The 22,395-nt window shown below is 41.7% G+C and carries 16 protein-coding genes; 4 read left to right on the top strand and 12 right to left on the bottom strand.

Features of this window, described 5'->3' with window-relative positions; all coding sequences use genetic code 11:
• Window positions 1-18: 18 nt before the first annotated feature.
• From DWY63_RS07975 to DWY63_RS07960, 4 genes are all read right to left on the bottom strand, one after another.
• Window positions 19-2,355 (bottom strand): TIM-barrel domain-containing protein, encoded by a 2,337-nt coding sequence (locus DWY63_RS07975; protein ID WP_158568339.1) that lies wholly within the window; start codon window positions 2,353-2,355, stop codon window positions 19-21.
• Window positions 2,356-3,444: 1,089 nt separating this feature from the next.
• Window positions 3,445-4,284, bottom strand: a complete 840-nt coding sequence (locus DWY63_RS07970) for a carbohydrate ABC transporter permease (protein ID WP_117801812.1) — start codon at window positions 4,282-4,284, stop codon at window positions 3,445-3,447.
• Between the two features lie 14 nt (window positions 4,285-4,298).
• A complete protein-coding gene (locus tag DWY63_RS07965) occupies window positions 4,299-4,946 on the bottom strand; it encodes a carbohydrate ABC transporter permease (protein ID WP_238032975.1) in 648 nt (215 codons plus the stop codon).
• Window positions 4,947-5,325: 379 nt separating this feature from the next.
• Window positions 5,326-6,678, bottom strand: a complete 1,353-nt coding sequence (locus tag DWY63_RS07960; protein WP_117801810.1) for an extracellular solute-binding protein — start codon at window positions 6,676-6,678, stop codon at window positions 5,326-5,328.
• Between the two features lie 235 nt (window positions 6,679-6,913).
• On the opposite strand from DWY63_RS07960, the gene DWY63_RS07955 reads away from it, so the two are divergent.
• Window positions 6,914-7,792 carry a helix-turn-helix transcriptional regulator gene (locus DWY63_RS07955; protein WP_055267222.1) on the top strand — a complete coding sequence of 293 codons (879 nt, stop codon included), beginning with the start codon at window positions 6,914-6,916 and terminating at the stop codon, window positions 7,790-7,792.
• A 298-nt stretch (window positions 7,793-8,090) separates the two neighbouring features.
• Here DWY63_RS07955 and DWY63_RS07950 read toward each other — a convergent pair whose 3' ends face one another.
• Both DWY63_RS07950 and DWY63_RS07945 read right to left on the bottom strand, forming a co-directional pair.
• Window positions 8,091-10,244, bottom strand: a complete 2,154-nt coding sequence (locus tag DWY63_RS07950; protein WP_117801809.1) for a glycoside hydrolase family 3 N-terminal domain-containing protein — start codon at window positions 10,242-10,244, stop codon at window positions 8,091-8,093.
• Window positions 10,245-10,335: 91 nt separating this feature from the next.
• Window positions 10,336-12,129, bottom strand: a complete 1,794-nt coding sequence (locus DWY63_RS07945) for a family 43 glycosylhydrolase (protein WP_117801897.1) — start codon at window positions 12,127-12,129, stop codon at window positions 10,336-10,338.
• A 336-nt stretch (window positions 12,130-12,465) separates the two neighbouring features.
• On the opposite strand from DWY63_RS07945, the gene DWY63_RS07940 reads away from it, so the two are divergent.
• Genes DWY63_RS07940 through DWY63_RS07930 form a run of 3 tightly spaced genes read left to right on the top strand, consistent with a single transcriptional unit; the run spans window position 12,466 to window position 15,011 of the window.
• Window positions 12,466-13,452 carry an aldo/keto reductase gene (locus DWY63_RS07940; protein WP_117801808.1) on the top strand — a complete coding sequence of 329 codons (987 nt, stop codon included), beginning with the start codon at window positions 12,466-12,468 and terminating at the stop codon, window positions 13,450-13,452.
• A 53-nt stretch (window positions 13,453-13,505) separates the two neighbouring features.
• The gene (locus tag DWY63_RS07935; protein ID WP_022461004.1) at window positions 13,506-14,309 is read left to right on the top strand and encodes a hypothetical protein; all 804 of its coding nucleotides are present in this window, start codon (window positions 13,506-13,508) and stop codon (window positions 14,307-14,309) included.
• A gap of 3 nt (window positions 14,310-14,312) precedes the next feature.
• Window positions 14,313-15,011: a nucleotide exchange factor GrpE gene (locus tag DWY63_RS07930; protein ID WP_022461003.1), complete on the top strand. Its 699-nt coding sequence runs from the start codon at window positions 14,313-14,315 to the stop codon at window positions 15,009-15,011.
• A gap of 299 nt (window positions 15,012-15,310) precedes the next feature.
• On the opposite strand, the gene DWY63_RS07925 is transcribed toward DWY63_RS07930, so the two are convergent.
• The 6 genes from DWY63_RS07925 to DWY63_RS07895 form a co-directional block, all read right to left on the bottom strand.
• On the bottom strand, window positions 15,311-16,579 hold the full coding sequence (locus tag DWY63_RS07925) for an extracellular solute-binding protein (protein ID WP_022461239.1): 1,269 nt from the start codon (window positions 16,577-16,579) through the stop codon (window positions 15,311-15,313).
• A 90-nt stretch (window positions 16,580-16,669) separates the two neighbouring features.
• A complete protein-coding gene (locus tag DWY63_RS07920; RefSeq protein WP_022461240.1) occupies window positions 16,670-17,026 on the bottom strand; it encodes a hypothetical protein in 357 nt (118 codons plus the stop codon).
• A 110-nt stretch (window positions 17,027-17,136) separates the two neighbouring features.
• Window positions 17,137-18,351 (bottom strand): M56 family metallopeptidase, encoded by a 1,215-nt coding sequence (locus DWY63_RS07915; protein WP_022461241.1) that lies wholly within the window; start codon window positions 18,349-18,351, stop codon window positions 17,137-17,139.
• Window positions 18,352-18,380: 29 nt separating this feature from the next.
• On the bottom strand, window positions 18,381-18,746 hold the full coding sequence (locus tag DWY63_RS07910; protein WP_022461242.1) for a BlaI/MecI/CopY family transcriptional regulator: 366 nt from the start codon (window positions 18,744-18,746) through the stop codon (window positions 18,381-18,383).
• A gap of 372 nt (window positions 18,747-19,118) precedes the next feature.
• A complete protein-coding gene (locus DWY63_RS07900; protein WP_117801807.1) occupies window positions 19,119-20,048 on the bottom strand; it encodes a calcium/sodium antiporter in 930 nt (309 codons plus the stop codon).
• A 435-nt stretch (window positions 20,049-20,483) separates the two neighbouring features.
• Window positions 20,484-22,322, bottom strand: coding sequence for a six-hairpin glycosidase (locus DWY63_RS07895; protein ID WP_117801806.1), 1,839 nt, complete (start codon window positions 22,320-22,322; stop codon window positions 20,484-20,486).
• Window positions 22,323-22,395: the final 73 nt, after the last annotated feature.

The raw sequence follows: 22,395 nt of genomic DNA, 5'->3' as shown, positions 1-22,395 counted from the left end.
CACTTCGTCATTTTGATACTATTGTTCTTTATGAATTACATGGATTTCTGTTTTTTCCAATTTCGGAACACTGACAACAACTGCTGCATCCTCTCTCCAATACCAACCGGAGCCATAATTCAATGCATTCAAGGATGCACTCTCTGAAAGAGAAACTCCATTCAACTCCAGACTTTCTGGCTTTCTGTCAAAACCAAGAAGAACAATAAATTCTGTCTCGGATGCATGGCGAAGCATAAAGAAATCTTCACCCGTTTGGCCCAAAATATTGTATTCAATTTCTTTTCCATCCGCATACCGTTTGCCTGAGGTTTCATTTAAAGCTCGGCTCATAAGAACTGTATTCTTTTTTTCATATGTCATGCTTTGTCCAAGCTGCAATTCTCCATTCATAACAGACAGAATGCACGCTCCTTCCCGAATATAAACAGGAATTTTGTCAATTGGAACATCCACCTGAAGAATTCGGTTTCCACCAACCATCTTTCTGAAATCCAACAAATTGATCCATCTTCCTGCTGGGAAGTAAATTCTTCTCTGTTCCCCTTCTTGATGAACCGGAGCAGCTAACAGATCTGAACCATAAAAATATTCATCTTCCCAATAGACAGCCTCTTTATCATTAGGAAATACCATTGGCAACGGTCTCATCATTGGTATGCCTGTTTTATGTGCCTCTTCCGCTGTATGAACCGAATATTTCAGAAGATTTTCTCTTAGCCATGCATAAAATTTATAAACAGACACTGCATATCGACTGTAAACCCACGGCTCTCTTGGGGTCACTCCATGGAAACGCATAATCGGTGAGAAGGCTGCAAATTCCGTCCAACGGAGATACGTTTCTTCGTCTGCAAATCCTGAATAACCTCCTGCATCAACACCCCAGAATGGAAAACCGGAAGCCGCCAGTGTCAGACCTCCATTCATTGCATAAGTCAGGCCTCTAAAGCTTGAAAGCTGGTCTCCACCAAACTGGCAGGAATACTTTTGAACACCCGCTGCCGCAGATCTTGAAAACAGCACGTGATCTTCTCCTTTATATTTTTCAAAGAGTTTTCGATACGCTTTTGTATAATCCAGCGCGTAAGCGTTGTGCATTTCATCTCCCGTACGACCATCGTAAAACACTGCTTCATCTGGAATAATTTCTCCAAAATCCACCATAGTTCCATCAAAACCTGCATCCATTCGATCATGCCATTGATTTTCCAGAAGTTCCTCTGCTCTTGGATGTGAAAAATCAATAGCACATGGAAGAACTTTTTCTCCATGATAACCCGGCGTTCTTGTAATTGGCAGATCTTCTTCCGCACAGTTCGGCAGAAGTTCCTTTGCCTGCTCCATATCCAGATGTGAAAACTGCCACGAAAAAACCCGCATCTTCTGTTGTTTTGTAAACGCAGCAATCTTATAAATTTCTTCTTTGTTGTAATGGTCTTCCCATTTCCAACCAGCACCCTCTGCATACAGGCCAGAATGTGGGATATCAAGATTTTTAAACTTCCGTACAACACCTTCCATCTCCTGGATTACATCGTGCGTCGGTCCGTCCATCCATCTGCCTACCCCACCGCCGGCCCACGGTTCAAACACCCACGCAGGCGGAAGCAGCGGTTTTCCGGTTAAGGCTGTATATTCCTCCATGTTTTCTAAGACGCTTCCCGTAAAAACATAAATATCTGCTTTGGGTCCTGCTGTTGTGATTCGAAGCCCTTTGCTGACTCTTCCAATATCTGCTCTAATTCTGTAAAAACTGTTAATAAACAAAGAATAACCTTTTGTAGAGTGTAAAAATGATACGTTTTTGTATGACTGATTTCCAATAGAACAATTACAACCTTCAAATGCATCTCTTTGCCACAAAGAAAGTACCCGACCTCTCTGGTTTATAGCATCAAAGCGTTCACCGAATCCATACACCATTTCTCTTTCCTGAAGCGGTTGGCATACATCGAATCCTTTGCTTCCTGCATAATCATAGAGCTTGAAGTTATCTGCATCTAATACAAATTTTTCATCTGCACAGATCTTCCAATCTTCTCCCGCTGTAATCACAATCACAGAATGTGCTGTTTTGATCTGATATTCTCCCTCTATTTCTGAAAATGTATACGAAACTGCTTCGCTGTCAAAATCTCCTTTTTCTCTTGTATAAAAGCGAAAACCACGATTCTGTGGAATCAATACGGCATCGTAGGTGTTCAAACCATATTCGTACTTTAATACGATCTGATTCCCCTGATCTGAAACAGATTTCAAATGTGTGAATCCAATCCAGTTGTCTTCGTCTGCATCTCCAAGTGTATGATCTGCATACCACCATGCCGTGAGCGTTCGGAAATAGCCAATCAAGACATCCAGTTCTCTGCAGGCTGTCGCAGTATCTCCTTTTCGAAGTGCTTCGTTGCAGAGACGTCTCTGTACCCAAGGATCCACTTTATCAAAAGAGTTTTCACATCTTGCATTTGGGAAGAAATCCATTCCTTCCAACATTAACACATCCTGCCATCTTTGTACGGTTATAATCCGATCTGGCAATTCATCCGGTGTTGTCGGTGTCAGCGATTTCTGCAAATGCATAATCTCAGCCCGCTCATTTATAGATGGCCATTCCAGTGTCGCCGGCCGCTGCCAATGCATCGTTCCATCCGGTAGGATCACGCAAGCACTGTTGGAATAGATAACCTGCGGTGTTCCTCCAGGTGTGCACTCAATAAAGCTTTCCGGATCAAAATCAAATCTGGACTCGTAATTTGCATTTAAATCCAACGGATTCAAAGCCAACACTTCACTGGTCTGATTCTTTTTCCGGTAAACCTGAAACTTAAAATATTTTTCCGGAAATCCACCGAACAGCTCCCATGGGATTCCAAACATGACACGCCAACAGTTTTTTTCTACAGCGATTTTGCATGTATATTTCCATGATGGGATTTCTGTTTTTACCGCATCATTTTTTTCGGTAAAGTAATCATTTAAAATTGCTTTATCGCCACCGAAATAGGTCATTCCCTTTTCCGTCCTGGCTCCCGCCTGTTTCTCTGTGTCTGCACAAAATACTGCGTAGTCTCGCTCTCCAAAATTTCCGCTGCTCAATGCAATTTCTATCTTATCTTTGCGAAGCATCCATTCTGTTTTCAGCACATTTTCATCAGACGGACGGGAAACCCTTGCCTCTTTTTCATAGCAAATCAGATACAGATACAGATTTTTCTGATCCCACATCATCCGTAGATTTGTACTTGAAACGGTCTCTCTTCCGCCTGCACTGTAAAATGTGTCCATTAACACCGCATGTTCCCATTCATTTAAATTCACAGGAATGGAAGGTACTGCCGAAACCGGTGCACCAAGTTCAACTGCTGCAATACCAAACGACTGTTTTTTTCTAGTTGTAATCATACTTCACCTCCCGGCTGAAATTTTGCAGAGAATCCGATATTATCCTTTTATGGAACCGTCCGTAATGCCCTGCTGCATAAACTGTTTCTGAAAAATAACAAACAATACAATAATCGGAATAATAACAATAACACTGGCAGCAAACATCAGGCCATAGTTCGTCGTATACTGTCCACGGAACAGTTGCAGTGCAACGGAAAGTGTTCTCTTGTTTGTCGATTTTGTAAAGGTAAGAATATCAAATAGGTTCGACCAGTATCCATTAAACGCCAATACTGCCTGTGTTGCAATTGCCGGTTTACTTAACGGAATAATGCAATGTAACAAGGTCTGAAACCTGGTTGCACCATCAAGGTACATGGACTCTTCCAGCTCTTTCGGCACTGCTTCAAAAAAACCTCTATAGAAGAAGGTGTTTCCTGCCACACAAGTGCCTCCCCACAGCAGCCAAATTCCTTTATAGGTATCAATCAGTTTCAATCCGTTTAAAACAGTGTACTGGGAGATCATAGCCAGCTGTGCCGGAATCATCATTGTGAGCAACAGCAAGTTAAAAATAGGCTCCTTTCCTGGAAACTGGAATCGTGAGAAAGAATATGCCATCGTGATCGAAATTAACAGATTTACGATAAGGCCCACTACAGACACGTATAGTGTGTTGAAAAAGTACGTCTGAAAATGGTTTGCAGTCCACGCTTTTACATAGTTTTCCAGATAAAGTGGAAAATTCGGAAATAAAATTGGCTCGTTCGGCAAAACACCTTTTACCTTCATAAATGAAGTCGAAATCATTGACAAAAAAGGAAGAAGGCATATTGCTGTCAACGCTACTAAAATCACATGAATACAGATCTGACTAATTATTTTCTTTTTCTTCATTGCTGCTCTCCTCCTTAAAGATTTTCACCATAGCGAAGGAATTTCTTCAGTCCCATGGAAATAACAAATACAACAATACCCATGACAATACCACAAGCGGCCGCATACCCAAAATCGAAATAATTGAACGCCCTCCGGTAAATATAATCCATAACAACATCTGTTGTTCCGAGCGGATCTCCTTTTGTCAACAGGAACACCTGAATAAAGATATTCATTGCACCGTTAATCAGATTAATCAGTAGATAAAGCGTAGTTCCTCTTAATCCAGGAAGTGTAACGTGGAAGAATTTCTGAACCGCATTGGCTCCATCCATCGTTGCAGCTTCATACTGATCTGATGGGATTCCAAGAAGACCGGCGGTGTAAATGATCATAACCCAGCCATAGCCCTTCCAGATTGAGCAGATCCAGATAACAAAGTTTCCTGTCCATGTATTCTTCAACCATGCTACCGGCTCTTTTAAGATTCCGATGGTAGTCAGACAGTAGTTTACAAGACTTCCTTCATCCGGTTGGAAAATATAATCAATGATATTACAGAAAACAACCCAGTCACAAATAACTGCAATATATAAGAGTACTTTATATACATTTTTTCCTGTTTTCAGGTTATGAATCAAAACAGCAACGATCAGGCCAAGAACCAACTGTCCTGGCACAGTAACCAGAACTGCTAAAATATTATTTCGAAATGCAATCCAGAAAAAATAGGCATCAGATCCTTTTGTTGAAATATCTTTGAACATTTTAGCAAAATTACTTATTCCAACAAATGTATTTTCCGAACCTGGCATAATGCTATAATTTGTTAGTGCAATATAAATATTCTTAATTTGTGGATATAATACAAAGACAATAAATAAGGTCATTCCCACTGCAAGGAAGGGCAAAACGGCCAACCATTGTTTCAGACCTTTGGAAAATCTTTCTGATAAAGGTTTTTTCATAACAGATACCTTTCCGGGCTGCTTTTTATCGCCCTATAAACAATTTCCACAGGCAAGAAAGCCTGTGGAAATTTGTTTCATCTTTCTTGAATTATGATGCCTCACCTGCAAGCAATGCATCCAGTTCCGGAGCAATCTTATCGAGTGCGGACTGTGCCGTATCCTCATGAAGAACTGCGCTCTGGAATGCTACAGAGAGTTTATCTGAAATTTTCTCCCATGCCGGAGATGGGGTACGGGATACAGCTCCCTCAAGCTGTTCAATATACGTACTCATATTCGGTACTGCTTGTACTTCTTCAGATTCGGCAATTGTTTTTACAGTCGGGATCAGATGTCCACCGCCTACAGCCTGTGCTGTCTGAGAGAATTCACTCATTAAGAACATTGCAAATACCCAGGATGCTTCTTTCTTATCGCTACTCTCAAACATAACCAAATCCTCGCCACCGTTAACGGTAAGAGATCCGGCTTTACCAGCCGGCAGAAGTCCTACTTCTACTTTTGCCAGATTTTCTTCATCATCATTTGTGAAGAACCATGGACCCTGATAACTAAACAGATAATTTCCATCGTAAAGACCATTTGCTGCATCCGGCTTTCCACCTGTGAAGCAAGGTCCAATAATTCCTTCATCATACCACTCAACGATAGTCTCCAGTGCCTTTACACTATCTTCACTGTTGACATAACCAGATGCTTTCGTATAGTCCTCATTGGTATAAACGCCGCCCAGAGAATGAAACAATGGAGCCATAGCCCAAGAGTTTGCCCCCTCGCATGCGATCAGATACTGATCTGAGCCAAGCTTGTCCTTCAATGCAACAACTTCATCGTAAGTTGTCGGAATACTGTCAATATTCAGTTCCTCCATCATGGTCTTACTGTAAACGCCTGACAGACAGTTTGTGTTCAATGGCAATCCATAATATTTTCCATTGTAATAATTAGTACTCAGCGGTCCTTCGTACAGATTATCTTTCAGATCTGCAAATCCTTCCAGATCATCAACTGCTGCAAGTGCTCCCATCTCAGCAAGTTCTGGAACCCAGATAATATCCATTCGCATCAGATCCGGGCCTGTTCCACTGGAAAGGCTGGTAATAATCTGTTGCATCAATCCATCGTATGGCATTCTTACAGCATCAACATGAATATTTGGATACTGTTTTTCAAACTCAGGAATAATGGTATCTACAAGAACCTCTTCCTCTGAATCACCATGTGTATGCCAATAGGTAATCGTTACATCGTCTCCATCGTACTGGATACCTGAACCAGAAGTATCTGAGCCCGTGTTGGATGTATCAGATGCGCTGGCACTGGCACTACCATTGTTAGAAGAACTCTTCGTATCCCCACTTTTGGAATTGCTTCCACATCCAAAAAGCACGGATGCTGCAAGGATTGCTGATAGTGAAACTGCTAATGTTTTTCTTTTCATCTCTTTTCCTCCTTTAGAAAAGTTCGTTTTTGTTATAATCTATTTTTATACTTTTTCTTATCTTTTCTCAAGACGCTTTCTTATCTAATCTATACAGTATTTTTACTTTATATCACTTTTTTATAGACTTTTTAACGAATTTCGATTAATATGTTATTGTGCAATCTTTATGGTATGTGATCATTTTTCCTTTTTTATTCATGGTTAATCTACAATTCAAAAGAGGGCAAAGCATATGGAAATTATCGAATATGAACCAATCAATTTGTATGACGGACGCTTTTGCAAGGTATTTCATTCTGACTGGATTCAGTTAGAAAAACCTAAAGATGTAAATTCAGCACCGCATTTTCACTGGCATAACAGTTTTGAATTTAACTGTTCTATTTCGGGAACACTGCGCTGTGAAATCGGCTCTACTATGACATATGCAAAAGATAATGATTTTCTTTTTGTGAACCCAAATGTTATTCATAAGTCACTTGAAGTTTCTGCCTCCTTTCTAGGATTTGCAGTGCTTGTTCCTGTCTCTATCATACAGCTTTTTTTTAACCCAGATAGTAAAAACTACCCTATTATAGAACAGGATGTTGTGAACAGACATCGGAAAGAAATCATAGAACTTCTTATGGATATCTACCGATATTCACGATCCGAAAAACCGGTTGATCTCCTTGGGATGAATGCCTGTGTTCTCCAAATTTTTCATATCCTTCTCTCTGAAAGCATGGCTGCTCCGACTTGTACTACCCCCCCCCGATCCAAATTAGAGGATTCGATTTCTTTTACCGAATATCTGGCAGCACATTATAGAGAACATATCACTCTGGAAAGTGTTTCCGAACATTTTGGCTTCAATCCGACCTATTTTTCCAGAATATTTGCCAAAAAAACAGGTCGCAATTTTAATGTCTATCTTTCTTCGCTCCGATTAGACCATGCGACCCATCTCCTTGAAACTACGACTTCTTCTATTCCTGATATTTCAGAAGAAAGTGGTTTTTCCAGTTCCCGCGCTTTTATTGAAATGTTTAAAAAAGTAAACGAACTCACGCCAAAACAATACAGGGACCAATGCAACGAGCACAAAAAAGTGCATCACTCCAATGACTGATTTTTTTCTTCTGACGTGCAGGCATGTGGTTCTTCTAATACTGCACCGACGTTTCTCCGTATCCTAGAGCGTGTCTGAAAAAGGCTTTTACGCTAGACGTTGATATGCCTAACGTCAAAACAGCTCAAGTGCATTTCTGCACCTGAGCTGTTTTTCTGCTTTTTCAACTATAATTGCATCATGCAAGCGGCCTTACGCTTCCTTCCGTAATTCCATTCTCATTAAACGCATCGACTCTCACATACACCGTTTCGCCATAAATCAAATCCTTTTCAAAATCTTTCATGTCTCTTTTCTCCTATGCTTGTATAATGTTCTCAGAAACAAGGTGGTCACTACTGTTTCCAATACTGATACGCAGTTTCATTCCGCTGCTGACGGTTTCCATGTTTTTGCCATAATATGAGAATTCTTCCTGGTCAATAAAGAAATCTACATCCTTCTTTTCTCCCGGATCCAGAAAGACTTTCTGAAAACGGACAAGCTCTTTCATCGGACGCACCACAGATGCATGTAATGTTTCGTAATAACACTGAACGACCTCTGCCCCCGCAATATTGCCTGTATTACTTACCTTACAATGTACATGCACTCTTTTGTCCTGTTCCATCCGAACTTCAACATCCGAAACATCAAACTCTGTATAGGATAATCCAAAACCAAATGGATATAATGGTGTATTGGGAATATCCATATATCTGCTGGTGAAACGGTTCTCCAGGTTATCTGCAGTAAGCACATGCCCGGTTTTTACATCCCAGTAGCTTATGGGCACCTGTCCCACACACCATGGGATACTCACAGCTAATTTGCCGGAAGGGTTTATTCTGCCATACACAAGATCTATGATTGCTTCAGCTCCCATAGTGCCGGGTCTCCATGCCATAATGACAGCCTTGGATTTTTCTGATATCCTCCGCAGGTCCAATGGTCTTCCTGTAATTACCACAGTCACAATATTACTTGTACGTTCTGCTATTTTTTCAAATAACACCTGCTGTTCTTCCGGCAAAGTCAGGAATGCCCTGCTGGCAGCCTCTCCTGACTGGGACTCATGTTCCCCAAGTACACATACAACCGTATCTTCATGGGTTATCGTTTCCAGCCACTGCTCATCCCTTGGCTTGTCAGACAATTCCTGTTCCACCTGCCATACCTTACACTCTTCATCAGAAAGAATATCGCATCCTGTAATACATTCTGCTTCTATCTGCTTTTTTTGCAAAACATCTTCTATTGTTTCAACTGCCTCATGTTCTCCAAAAATTGACCAGCGGCTTAATAGTTCTCTTGACGCTGTATAAGGACCTGCCCAGATAACTTTCTTCTTCATGCTTAATGGCAGCAGCTTTTCATTTTTCAAAAGGACACAGCTTTCGCCAGCCAGCTGATATGCTTTTTCCCGGTTATGCAGAGTCAGTTTTCCACTCTTTCCAAGACCGGCAAACGGATTTTCAAAAAGCCCAAGCTGATTTTTCATCATCAGGACCCGGAATGCACTTTCATCAACAAACGCTTCCGGGATTTTTCCGCTTTCTACCAGTTTTTCCAGACACAGCATATAAGCAGGACTCATCATATCAATGTCTACACCGGCTTCTGAAGCCTGGATTGCTGCTTCTTCCATATCAGCTGCCACTCCCTGTTCTTCCAGCTGACCTATGGAGCCCCAATCTGAAATTACAGTTCCCTCAAATCCTTCCTTATCCCGCAGAAGCCCTTTAAGAAGTTCCTTATTTCCGCTTATCGGTTTACGGTCAATAGCATTAAAAGCTGTCATGACCATAGCAGGCTTTGCTTTTAATGCCATACGGAAAGGTTTTACATACTGTTCCAGAAATGTTCGCTGGGATATTTCAACATCATTATATTCCCGGCCTGCATTCACTGCTCCATAACCCGCAAAATGCTTCAAGCATGCCGCTATTCCGGCATCATCTTTCTGCTGATAGCCATCTACCATTGCTTTTCCCATGATCCCATTTACATATGGATCTTCTCCAAAGGATTCCATCATTCTTCCCCATCTGGGATCTCTTGAAACATCAATCATAGGAGAAAATGTTGCTCTGAGCCCTTCTGAAGATGCCTCCCAGGCAGCTATAGAAGCCGCCTCAGACACCAGTTCCGGATGAAATGAACACGCCTGCCCCAACGGAATCGGAAAAATCGTCCGACATCCATGGATAACATCTGCCATAAAGAGAAGCGGGATATGATGGGGATGCTGTTCCATATATCTGCTCTGGATATCATAAATTTTATCTTTACCGATCACTCCTAGCACTGAACCGGCATATTGAATGATCCATTCCGGTGGTAACTGTTCGCCAACAACACCGGTAAGCACTGCCTCTTTGTCAAAATATACACCGGTAAGCTGTACCATCTGTCCTATTTTTTCCTGCAAAGACATTTCTGAAAGCAATTGCTGCAATTTATCTATTTCCATGATTACTCCTTATGTTTGATCTGTCTATTTCTAATGTTCATTTCTCCAAAGAGCACCTGAGCTGTTTTTCTGCTTTTTCAATATAATTGTATCATGCAAGCGGCCTTACGGTCCCTTCCGTAATTCCATTTTCATTAAACGCATCGACTCTCACATATACCGTTTCGCCTTCGACCAGCGCGCCAATATTCTGCTCCGGCATAAAGGTCATGCAGCTGTGATACAGCTTGTCCGGAGCAAAACCCCAGAGGACGTTGTATCCGACGGCGTCTGTCTGCGGCTCAATGGTGATGCGCATATCCATGGTTCCGGTTCGCTCTGCCTGATACTGCGGTGCGGATGGTTTTTCGCCGTTGCCGAGTCCGAAGACACGAAAGCCGGAGATGCATGGATTCTGATTGTACGGTACTTCAAAAACAGTAAGTTTCAGATAGCGGATCTGTACACCCTCTTCTTTTACAACGAAATCGTGTGGCAGATTAGTTTCTGCGTCTGATTTGTCTGCCAGGACAAAATAGTTTGTTCCATCGGCGGATGCCTCAAGCAGCCATCTTGTTTTATGCTGACTCGGGTCAATATATCGTTCGCCCTGACGCTCGCCCGGCAGGGGTACATCGATTTTATCATCCGCAAAATTGATCTGTACGGCGCGGACATCTTTTACCTCACCAAGATCCATCGAGATCCACTCACCCGGCTGATTTCCGGCGGCGCGCCACCAGGTCTGGATATTTTCATCTGCCGCAAACGACGGTTCTCTGCCTTCTTCACAGGACGATGCACTCATTGCTTTCTGATAGCTTAAGAGATACCACTCCGGTTTTGCCCATGGGTCTTCTTTTGCCTGCTCCACTGCCATCGGCCAGTCGCCGAACTGCTGATTGCAGAACAGAACACCATCTTCGTCAAAGCCTGCCCGCCAGATGCCAACACGACGCTCCATATCGTGGTTTTTGCTGATCTGCATTGTCGCGGTATGCCACCAGTTTCCATAGCGGTCCTCCATCGTCGAACCGTGACCTGCACCGCGCAGGAATCCGCCCGGTTTATAGGAATATGGATTGTTCTTTGCCAGATGGAACGGGCCAAGCGGGGAATCACTCTCGTAAACACCGTCACCGTAAACGTTGTATTCCGTTCCCGGGCCGGCATACTGGAGATAATAGATTCCATTGTGCTTTGTCATCCATGCGCCCTCGATGAACGGTCTCTGACTGAACATAATTTTGGCAAACCCGATCTGCTCCTCCGTCAGATGATCCGCATCTTTTCCCTGTGCTTTCAGAAATTCTTTGAATTTTTCAACAGCTTCTTCTTCACTCAGCGGCATTTTGGAATGATTTTCTCCGACGCGCTCGTATCCGATTTTTTCCGGCTGACCGTAGATCAGTTCTTTTCTCTCGGTCTTTGGAACCATCGTCTCCGGTTCAAGCTCCACACCCCAGATCGGAGTCACGTTATTGCATCCCCAGTAAAAATAGAGCTTTCCGTCATCATCAAGAAACAGGTTCGGATCCCAGAAATCGAAGGTTCCCGGAATACGCTCAAACGGACCGTTTAAGATATCTTTCGTGCGGTAAAAATCGCAGATCGTGCCACGACGGGATGCGCTGAAATACACGTAATCGCCGACCACGCGCACATCCGGCGCATAGTCATACAGCGGCAGGCTGTCCGGCAGACGGTGGCTCTCCCAGTGAACCATATCCTCCGAAACCCAGACGCTCAAAGTCATGGATGCAAAAATATAATATTTTCCCTGAAATAAAATCATCGACGGATCGGCGGCCTCGCGGGAAATCTTGTCCTCGCCGCTTCTCATATCCTCGATAAACTGGTAACGGTAGTCCATGTTTAATGGATTGCAGTAATACTGTTTCTTCATGTTTCCTCTTTTCCGGATTGTGCGTAAAAACCCCTGCAACATGCTTTCGCACATCCTGTCTTTGTCTTATAAAAAAATTTTAGCATACTCCGGGATGAAAAAAAATGTTCTGATTTGACTTTTTACTTTTAGAAAACTGACTTTCACTTGATTTTGTATATGTTCCTTCACATGTTTTTCCTGTTCTTTCTCTCGTTCTTCATGCTTTTTGAACATACCCTTCTTTTTGCATCAAGTATTGGACAAATCTGTATTCCGATTTTACAATGGAAGTATCTTAGAAAAGCACGAAATCATGTACTCTGGGAGTACATCATCGCACAGGGAGATTTTTTCATGGAATACACAAAACTTGGAAATTCGGATTTAAAGGTATCGAGAATCTGTATGGGATGTATGGGATTTGGAAATGCAAAAAGCGGCATACATTCCTGGACACTGGACGAGGAGCATTCCCGCGCGATTTTAAAACGCGGTCTGGAACTTGGTGTAAACTTTTTTGATACCGCTGCCGGTTATCAGAGCGGCACCAGCGAGCAGTATCTGGGACGCGCGCTGAACGATTTTGCAAAACGTGATGAAGTCGTTGTCGCAACAAAATTTTTCCCGCGCAGCCCGCAGGAAATTGCAGACGGGGTGAGCGGAAAAGATCATATTTTAGGTCTTCTCGATCGCAGCCTTACGAATCTTGGCATGGACTATGTTGACCTTTATATCTGCCATATGTGGGACTATCACACACCGGTAGAAGAAATGATGGAGGCATTAAATTCAGCTGTCGTTGCAGGAAAGGTACGCGCCATCGGTATTTCTAACTGCTTCGCATGGCAGCTGGCAAAAGCAAATTATATTGCGGATAAGAACGGCTGGGCCAAATTTGTTTCGATTCAGGGACATTACAATCTGCTATTCCGCGAGGAGGAACGCGAGATGGTTCCGTTCTGCAAGGATCAGAATATTGCACTGACACCGTACAGCCCGCTGGCTTCCGGCCGCCTGGCAAAAAAACCGTCGGAGCTTTCCAAACGGCTGCAGGAAGATACGTACGCAAAAGGAAAGTATGATGCGACGAAAGAAAAAGACGCCATCATTATCGACCGCGTCGGTGAACTTGCAAAGAAGAAGGGGCTGACGAGAATCCAGATTTCGCTCGGATGGCTGCTCACAAAAGTAACTGCTCCGGTTGTCGGGGCGACAAAGGTATCGCATATTGAAGAGGGCGTCAAAGCCATCGGTGTACAGCTGACACCGGATGAGACTGCTTATCTCGAAGAGCCATATGTCCCGCATGCACTGGTCGGCGTAATGCGCGAGAACCCTTGATAAAAAGTAACTGCTCCGTATCTTCACCGTTATGAGTCAGGCGGATATTACGGATGCTTCACGAGAGAAACACAGACGAAGAAGACTTTATGCAGGAAGCAGAAAGCGCAGTTTCTTCTACCCTGGAGCCTTGTTCGATTCGATATTGTATTGCTCTGATGAAGGAATTGAAAATGGAGCTTCAAAAAACTGCATTTGCACAGATAAGCGATTGTGTGCTTGCCCTTTCTATACCGGAAATTATAACGCAGAAAAATGTACGGACCGCCATGGAAAAAGCAGGCTTTCATGTAATAAGGGTTATGACTGCGACAGATGCTTGTGCCCTTTCAAAAGCACAAGATATGAAACATGACCAGCAATTTGGGGTTCGTGTGATTTCAAATTGTAAAAAGCAAAATCTGCTGGCAGAATTTTCAGCATGGACAGATCAAACTAATATGCTGGAAGGATTGGAATATACCATCGGAGAGAATACTCCAGAAATGATTCCAAATATGACGTACTATTATCTAAGTGATACGAAATCGAGAGAAACACTGGGTCAGGAAACAATCGGATACGAGGATCTTTCCGTTGTGGCCGCGGATAGAACTGCAGCCCAGGGAGCCAGACTTACCAATCCTACCGCGAAGCCTATTACCATGCTTGTACTTTTCCCATGGACCGCCGGAATTGAAATTTCAACCATCCAATGGGGAAAGGAATGCATTCCATTAACCTGGCTTAACGAAGAACGACACATGATTCCCATGCGAACAGATGGTTTCGACATTTTGCTGGATTCCGGAATCAAAGGAAAAGGTCTGAACCTGTATCTGAAATCAAAGGATTCTAAAAGGAAAGTCAGAACCTAGAAAATGGAGGAGATCTGTCCTGAATTTCCAAAGGATGCAAGCCGGCTGAAAGCATGGATCGAGGTTGGAATGGAATGCGGCGATTTTACCCTGATACTGCAATCAGGAGAGAATCTTGCAAAGATAGATTTGAGTCAATTCACAGAAGAAAAGCCGAAACGCTTCCCGATAAATACCGTTTTCGTACCGGAACAGCTTCTCGCAAATGTACTTCAGGCCGGAAAAGAGTTTTGCCTGGGGGCGGAAAATCTGAACCCCACAACGAAGGCTTCTGCAATTGGAAAGAGAATCCAGATGATCGCCAGACAGACACAAGAAGTATTTGCAGACTGTCATGACGGAGATACAAATATCCGAGTCAGCACATGGATTGAAAAGCTGCTGGCTGTAAAAGACAATCTCGAATATGGAATTGTCAGTTCGGAACGAACGACGAATCGCTGGGCCTATATGGATGAAAAGCTTCTTATGATGGATTTCCGTACAGCTTTGGCGCAGAATTTATATCAGCTGAATGTCTTACCGATGGAAGCAAATGGTACAATATTTGATCCTCATATCCATGATGCAGTGCACATCGAAGAAACCGACCGGGTGGAAGAAGACAGAGTTGTCGAGGAAATACAGAAAGGCTACTTCTTCGGAGAAAAACTGTATCGACCGACAAAGGTTATTGTTTCTAAAAATTCCTGTCAAAAGTAATGCTCTGTCATATGTGTCTTGATATATACGAATCAATTTCTCAAACGCACAGATCATTAACCGATATATAAATTAAGGGTGAAGAGGAGCCTGTTTTTAAAGCTCCTCATCACCCTTGACAAACCCTAAAAGAATTTAACCGAATCAACCAAGTCCTGATAAGCGGTGAAGCAGCTATTCAGTTATGAGCAAGTAACGAAGCGGATTGCGAATATCCGCTTTAGCTTTACAGACTGTTCCACAGTACTCCGGAAAATCTGTTTCTTGCAACTCTCACTCCACAGGGCTGATTTTTTATGTCATTTCTGTATTTTTCCCTTCCATTTCTGTATTGTTTTTATGAAGACATGCTCTTTTTGCTTTTCATCTTCCTGTGCCTCATACTTAGATAATAAGGAATTAAGTTCCCTGTCCCATACCGAATAAAATCGAACGGTGTTTACTTCTTCCTGTATCGTTTTGATTTGTTTTTGATCTTGTCTCGAAAGACTCCGCATTCGTTTTTCTAGTTCCTTTTTGTAAATAGAAACCCCTTGCGGAAATCTTATATTGCTTGCCTCTCTTCTATCTTCTAACTCTATTCCTTTTCCTGATAAAACTTCTTCACTGTATAGCATTTGTAAAAAGGAGACTGCTTTTAAAGGTTGCTTTGTGTTCTTATTAATTCCTGCATAAAGTGTAACATTTGCAGTGAATCCGCCTTCCTGATTCGGCATTGCAAATACCGTATGAACTGTTTTTTCACCTCCAAGTTCTTCCAAATCATTTAGACTTACTACTCCTGTATCTTTTATTTTCCAGTTTAAAGCTAATGATCTTGTTTTTAATGCTACTGTTTCATCCAAAACTTTTTTTATCTGCTCTTCCGAATATAGAAGTGTTTTTTTCTTATAATCAACTACCTCACTAAATGTATCAAAAAATTGAACCCCACTTCTTTGCCCTACAATCTGTTGAATTGCTTTTTCTTTTTGTCTGGCTAATTCCAGCCAATTTCTTGATATTTCTGTATTTTCCGGTAAATCCTGTGTTGTAAATGCATATAGAAAATAATCGTATGTCATAGGAATCAGTATTTGTTCCTCATTAGCCATACCTGCAGACAAAATCTTCTCTTCTAAAATATCTATATCAAAATATTTCATGTATGGTTTCAACGAAAGAAAGGTTCCCTGATACATTTCTTTTTTGGGGTCCTCAAAAACAACTGCTCTTTGCTCACTCCAGGTCGGATTCGGCCCTTCTGCCAAAAATACATCCGGCCCTTCTCCTGTCGTAATTTCATTCTGGATCTCCTGTACTTTTTCTTCCGAAGCCTGTTGCCCTGATGGGATTACCATTAGTTCCACTCCATTATTTTTATATATTTTCTTCCAGGCTGCCACTATTTGAAGTACCGTTTTTTTATTTTCTTCATCAACACAAATTTTTAATGGCATTTCCGTTTTCTCAATTTCAATCTTGGCTTGTGTATCTGCATATACCGTTTCTGCATTTAAGCTCCCACTGACTAATGTGATGTTAATCAGAATCAAACCAAAAATTTCTTTCAACCTTTTTCCCATCATTATGCTACCCCCTATGTTTCTATATAGCACAAGGCTATTGCATGACTTCTGTTTTTTTACATATCATACAACAGCCTTGTGTTTTAACCATTAATTATCATATCCGTGACAAATTGTTCTTGTTTCTTTCACATTAGCAGTATTTCCTGCGTTACAATTTAAACATTTTGTAGTTTTTATTCCTGTTCTATACTGCTTCAAATCAGTTCCCCATGCGTGACCATGAGTACATGTAACTGTACCACTGCTTATCCAGCTTCCCCATACGGTTGACGATGTTATTCTTCCTCCACATCTCGGGCAAACTGCAGCATACGGCATAATTTCTTCATACGCAAAAATATTCTTACTTTCGATAACATCCGCTTTTGTTACATTGGCAGAAAATGTACTGGCCAACATTAAGGTCATTAGAAAAATGGAAATTTTTTTCTTTACCGCTTTCATACTTTTCTCCTTAAAAATTTATTATACCTGTCAACGTACGTTCTACATTTGTATAACAAAAAATACCATACTTCCTACTTTTTGTCAATCTTTTTTCTACATTTGTCTAATTAATCATTATACCCATGGCAGACTATTTTTTCTTGCCTGATCTTTATCTCAAAAAAATTTCCACATTCATTACACCTGATTTTTTCTACTCCATATCTGGCTTTCTGTAAGTCATCTCCCCATGCATATTGATGTGTACATACTACATTTTTTTCATTTTCCCATGCATTCCAAACCACTTCTCCTTGTACCGCAGCTTTGCATTTGGGACAATTTTCTATATGCGATGATGACCATATTTGTCGCGCTATTTGCATTTCCGAAAAACTCAAAATAATTATTCCAAAAAGAAAAACAGTGACGTATATTCGAAGTTTTTTTCTTGCTAAAAACACATTGTAAAATCGTTCTTTCAGTATCTCTGTTTCTGATACCATTGAAACAACTCCAGACAATTCTTTTTTCGTTTGTTTTGAAGCCACTTTTAAAATAACATTGCAATAATCTTTCCGTTGCGTCAGATTCATATGTTTTGTAACAGTCTCATCACAGACACATTCGATATCTATATTTGCCATTTTTTGCACCCACAGCATTGGGATACAAAACCAATAAACATCCCTTATAATTTGAAGAAACCTTTTATACCATAAATCGTGTTTTTTCTGATGTGTCAATTCATGTAAAAAAATCAAATACCATTCTTCATAGGAGTAATTTTCCGTTTCCAGCATTTCTTGTGGAATCAATACTTTTGTATTTCGTACACCAAACAACATAGGAGAATAAAAATCTTGATTTTCACAGACCCATATTTCTGTTTTTTTTATTTTACAAACTTCGCTTGCTTTTTTTAGAGCTTCTAATACGGAATTTTTTTGCATCTTTTTACATTCTGCAAATATTCTTTTTTTCCATATTCTATATTGTATTGCGTGAAACAAAAGACATAAAATCATCCCTGCAATCCATATATACAGCAAAAATTTTTCGCCTGACATCCACCTTCGAATTGAAACGTTTCCCATTTTCGTCATGATCGCGGTCTTTTGATTTTGTTCCCCGATATAATATGCCGGCATAGAAATCATAAAAGGATGTTGCCGAAATTTCTCTGTCACACTCCAAAATGGAAAGCACATTTTAAGTGTCAGAAGTATCCAGACTATCTTTCTCCAGTAATGACCGAGCCTTTTCCCCATTATTTTTTGTACAACATATGCCATAAATGCGACTATGCCTATTGAAAGATTCCACTTTATGATAAATGCCATCTGTAACTATATCCTCTACACCACTTTTTCTATTTTTGTCTGTCAATAAATTCCTGCAATTGCTTAACCTCTTTTGAGCTAAGTTTTTCTCCATCATACAGTGCCGATGCGAATTTTGCTAATGACCCTTGAAACATTTTATCTAACATGTTTTTTCCAACCGTGCCTATATAATTTTCTTTTTCTACTAATGGTACATAAAGATTTGATTTCCCGTTCCTCACTTTTTGAATAAATCCTTTTTTTTCCAAACGAGTAAGCAATGTTAAAATGGTACTCGGTGCAACATTTTTCTCTACATTCAACTTTTCTTCAACTTGAAATCGACTGACAGGTTCCTCATATTCCCATATAATCATCATAATTTCCTGTTCTGATTCTGGTAATTTTTTCATTTCTACTCTCCGCTTTTCTCTACTTTGATCAGATTATAGCATATTTTCCAGAAAATTGTTGCACTTTTTGGGACTGTTTTCCGCCTTCCGAAGCTAGTACATCGTTTTCGAAATAACTATACCACTCACTTGTCTGCAAATCTGATTGCACAGGCATAAAAGCCTCGGCGTAGCCCGCTACGCCTACATTTTTATACCTGCACACTCGAATCTGCATCCTGCGTGATTGGTATAGTTATTTACAAAACGATGTACTAGATTCTAGCATGATTCTTGATTTTTTCTTCCGTTTCGCATAGCTTTGAATGCACTTCAAAAGCACCGGCCAAATGGTCGGTGCTTAAATAATGGTTTCATCAAAAATGGTTCATCCTATACCACACATAAATATGCAAAATATCCTGCATAGCATAAAAGCATAACGACACCACACGTTTTCCGTAATTCCCTGTTCTTGTACGTCCCAATCCATAAAACCAGACCTGCCAGAATTGCGATTCCTGTGTCTACAATAAATTTAGTTTCAAATGGCACAGGACAGATCAGTGCGGCTGTTCCAATTACAAATAAAATATTAAAAATATTGCTTCCGACAATATTTCCGATTGCAATCCCTGCATTTCCTCTTTTTGCCGCTGTCACAGATGTTACCAGCTCTGGAAGAGATGTTCCGAGAGCAACTATCGTCAATCCGATAAAACGCTCACTCATTCCAAAGTATCGGGCAATCTCGGTTGCCCCGCTGACGGCAAAATCACTTCCTTTTACAACCAGGACGCCGCCTGCCACCATCAAAAGAAGACATTTCCAGACAGGATAATTTTTCGCTTCCTCCTCTTCCGGATTTTCCCCTTTTTTCGACATTACAAACAAATAGCCAAGATATACAAGAAACAGTGCCCATAAGACTATGCCCTCGGCAAACGTTACTTTTCCTCCTGTCATTCCGCATATCATTAAAACTACCGTAACAAACATCATAAACGGTATTTCATAAAACAAGGTAGACCTTTGTATTGCCACATTTGTTATTAATGCCGTAAGTCCGAGAATAATAAAAATATTCAAAATATTGCTTCCAACCACATTTCCTATCGTAATTCCTGCGTTCTGCTGCATCGCTGCGGTAATACTTACAGCAGCCTCCGGCATACTCGTTCCCATTGCAACAATGGTAAGTCCGATAATCAGCTGGGGAATTCCAAACTTTCTTGCTATGCTTGCAGACCCTTCCACAAACCAGTCTGCTCCTTTTACCAGAAAAAGGAAACCCACTATCAAAATCCCTGCCTGTAACATCATACGTATCTTCCTCTCTTTCTTTTGCATTCTTTGCAGCAGGTGTTATAGGCATAAAAAAAGAGACTCCTACTGCATCTACAGTAAAAGTCTCGCTATTTAATCACTTTCCGAGTTATTGAATGTCAATAGCTGTACTGACGAAGAAGTGAACACGGTTGGCTAGCTACTCCCTTTTATTTTTCCAGTTTATCAAATTTCTTTTTTTTCGTCAACGTTTTTTATTTCTCTTTTTAAAAGAAAAAATAGAGTATGGATTGTTTCCATACCCTTTTGATTTTCACAAATCCTTTGTCTGGTTCTGGTTTTATTACATCATCATTGAGGAAAATCATATCATTATTCTTACACCATGCCGGAATCCATCTTCTGCAAATCCAAAAAACCTCCAAACTGAATCACTCTGTATGATTTCAGTTTGAAGGTTCTGGTCATTCTTTATTCCAGGTTCATGCACAATCCCCAATCCTGGTCATTGGCATACGGATCGGCAAAATCGGTTTTCTTTCCGTTGACGGAATACGGATACAGGTACGCACAGGTCGCTGTTCCATCCTCAAAGAACATGGACAGCACGCCGCGCAGGGAATGCTCACCGCGAATATTATATTCTTCGTTTCCGGTCAGGCGGGCGTAGCGCTTGAAGGTTCGACCGTTTTCTGCACTCCAGTAGTGCGGGAAAGTGTCTCCGAAGACTCTGCGTTTTCCGAACCAGTAGCCGTCCCAATGACGGATTGCAATTTCATGCAGATGGTAGTCCGGCTGCTGGCCGTCGAAGAGTTCGAGGACGGCGATCTGCTGCTCGGCTCCGCACAGGTATTTTTCTTCCCCGGTCACTTCATAAACCTGAAGAATGACTTCAGCCGCCGGCTGTACGATCGATTGCTCGTAATTTACTTCCGAAGCCGGATAAGCCGTTCCAATCTCAATCAGTTGATCAGCATGACGTCGGAACAGATCTCTTACTGTTTTCAGATCCTCCTGTTCTCCTGCTTTTTCCAGCTCTTGACAGAGCATCACAATCGGCATTTCAATCGGATAAAAACGGAATCCATCCTGTTCATAAAATTTCTCTGTGATACGAACTGCTGTCTTCAGATCTTCTTTTTCTCCCCACAGCTTCCAGCATTCAAGAAAGAATGTCACTGCCCATGGATAGTTGTAAAGCCGAAAATAGCTGTTGTCTTTTCCTGAGCAGTTGCATACAAGTCCAGTTGATGCATTTACCAGCTCGCGAAGATAGAATGCATGGTACTCACGAAGACTCTTCTCCGCTTTTTCCCGGTCTTTTAAAAGATTCTGCTGCAGTGCCCGTGCAATCAGCACACCCATACCGGTACGCTCCCGTCCGGCATTGAAATCATTTTCCGGCGTGCAGACGAGAATTTTTTCTTCGTTATCATACGGCAGATAGGCACCCTGTAGTTCTTTGATCTTTCCATGATACTGCTGGTGATCGACAATAAACGCACACCGTTTTGCAGCCAGTTCTTCCGGCCGCTCCTGTACGAGAAGACGGCAAATAGTTTTCACCTCATCGGCACAAATTGAAAGTACATATTCCCCTGTTTTTTCATTTTCAAACAGATATTCATAAACACCTTTTTCCGTCTTTTCCAGCGATACTCCGTTTACCGTCACTTTTTCCGCCGGAAATACCGGTTCAATGGTTACCTTACTCGTCTCTCCCGGATAAATCACATACTGCTCCGCATCCACCAGAATCACCTGGGAAAATGCTCTTAATTTCTCCCGGAAATCTTCGCGTCCCTGATGCGGAAATACTTTCCACTCCAGCGTCATCGTGTCTCCCGGCGCAAATTCCTGTGCGGACGGGTGCAGCCAGAAGCAGCCTCTGTCATTGCTCTGCAGTTTCAGATCGCGCTCAATACTGTAAGCAGAAAGACTGCCTTTTGTGAGTACCATTCCCAGATGCGGAGCCGCACCGCCCATGCGGAGTGCCATGATATAACTGGTATTTTCCCCGCAGAAAATATGTGCATGGCACCGGTAATCCCGGCAGGTCACACTGTCCGTGTAGCGGTCCTGCAACGGAAATGAAACCCCAATACTTCCGGCATTTGTAAAATACGGATGCGCACCGTTGTAAGAAACCACAATCTTCGTTGTCAGCACATCTCCGTCTTTCTCATTCTGCACCTCAGCCGAAAACTCCGGCGGGCATTTCACCTCGGCGTATGGGAAATCCTCCCGCAGCCAGTTCATCTGTTTTGGATCTTTGGAAAATACAATTTCTTTCACGTTCCCAACTCTCATTTTTTATTTCCCCTTTCGTTTTTTTGATCCCGCTTTTTGAACTTCATGTAAAATTTATTTGCTGCTTTGATCA

It is taken from the genome of Blautia sp. AF26-2 (assembly GCF_003460955.1).
GTDB classification, from domain to species: Bacteria; Bacillota; Clostridia; order Lachnospirales; family Lachnospiraceae; genus Fusicatenibacter; species Fusicatenibacter saccharivorans.
The sequence above is the reverse complement of the archived record's forward strand: the minus strand, read 5'-3'. Positions and strand labels throughout refer to the sequence as shown.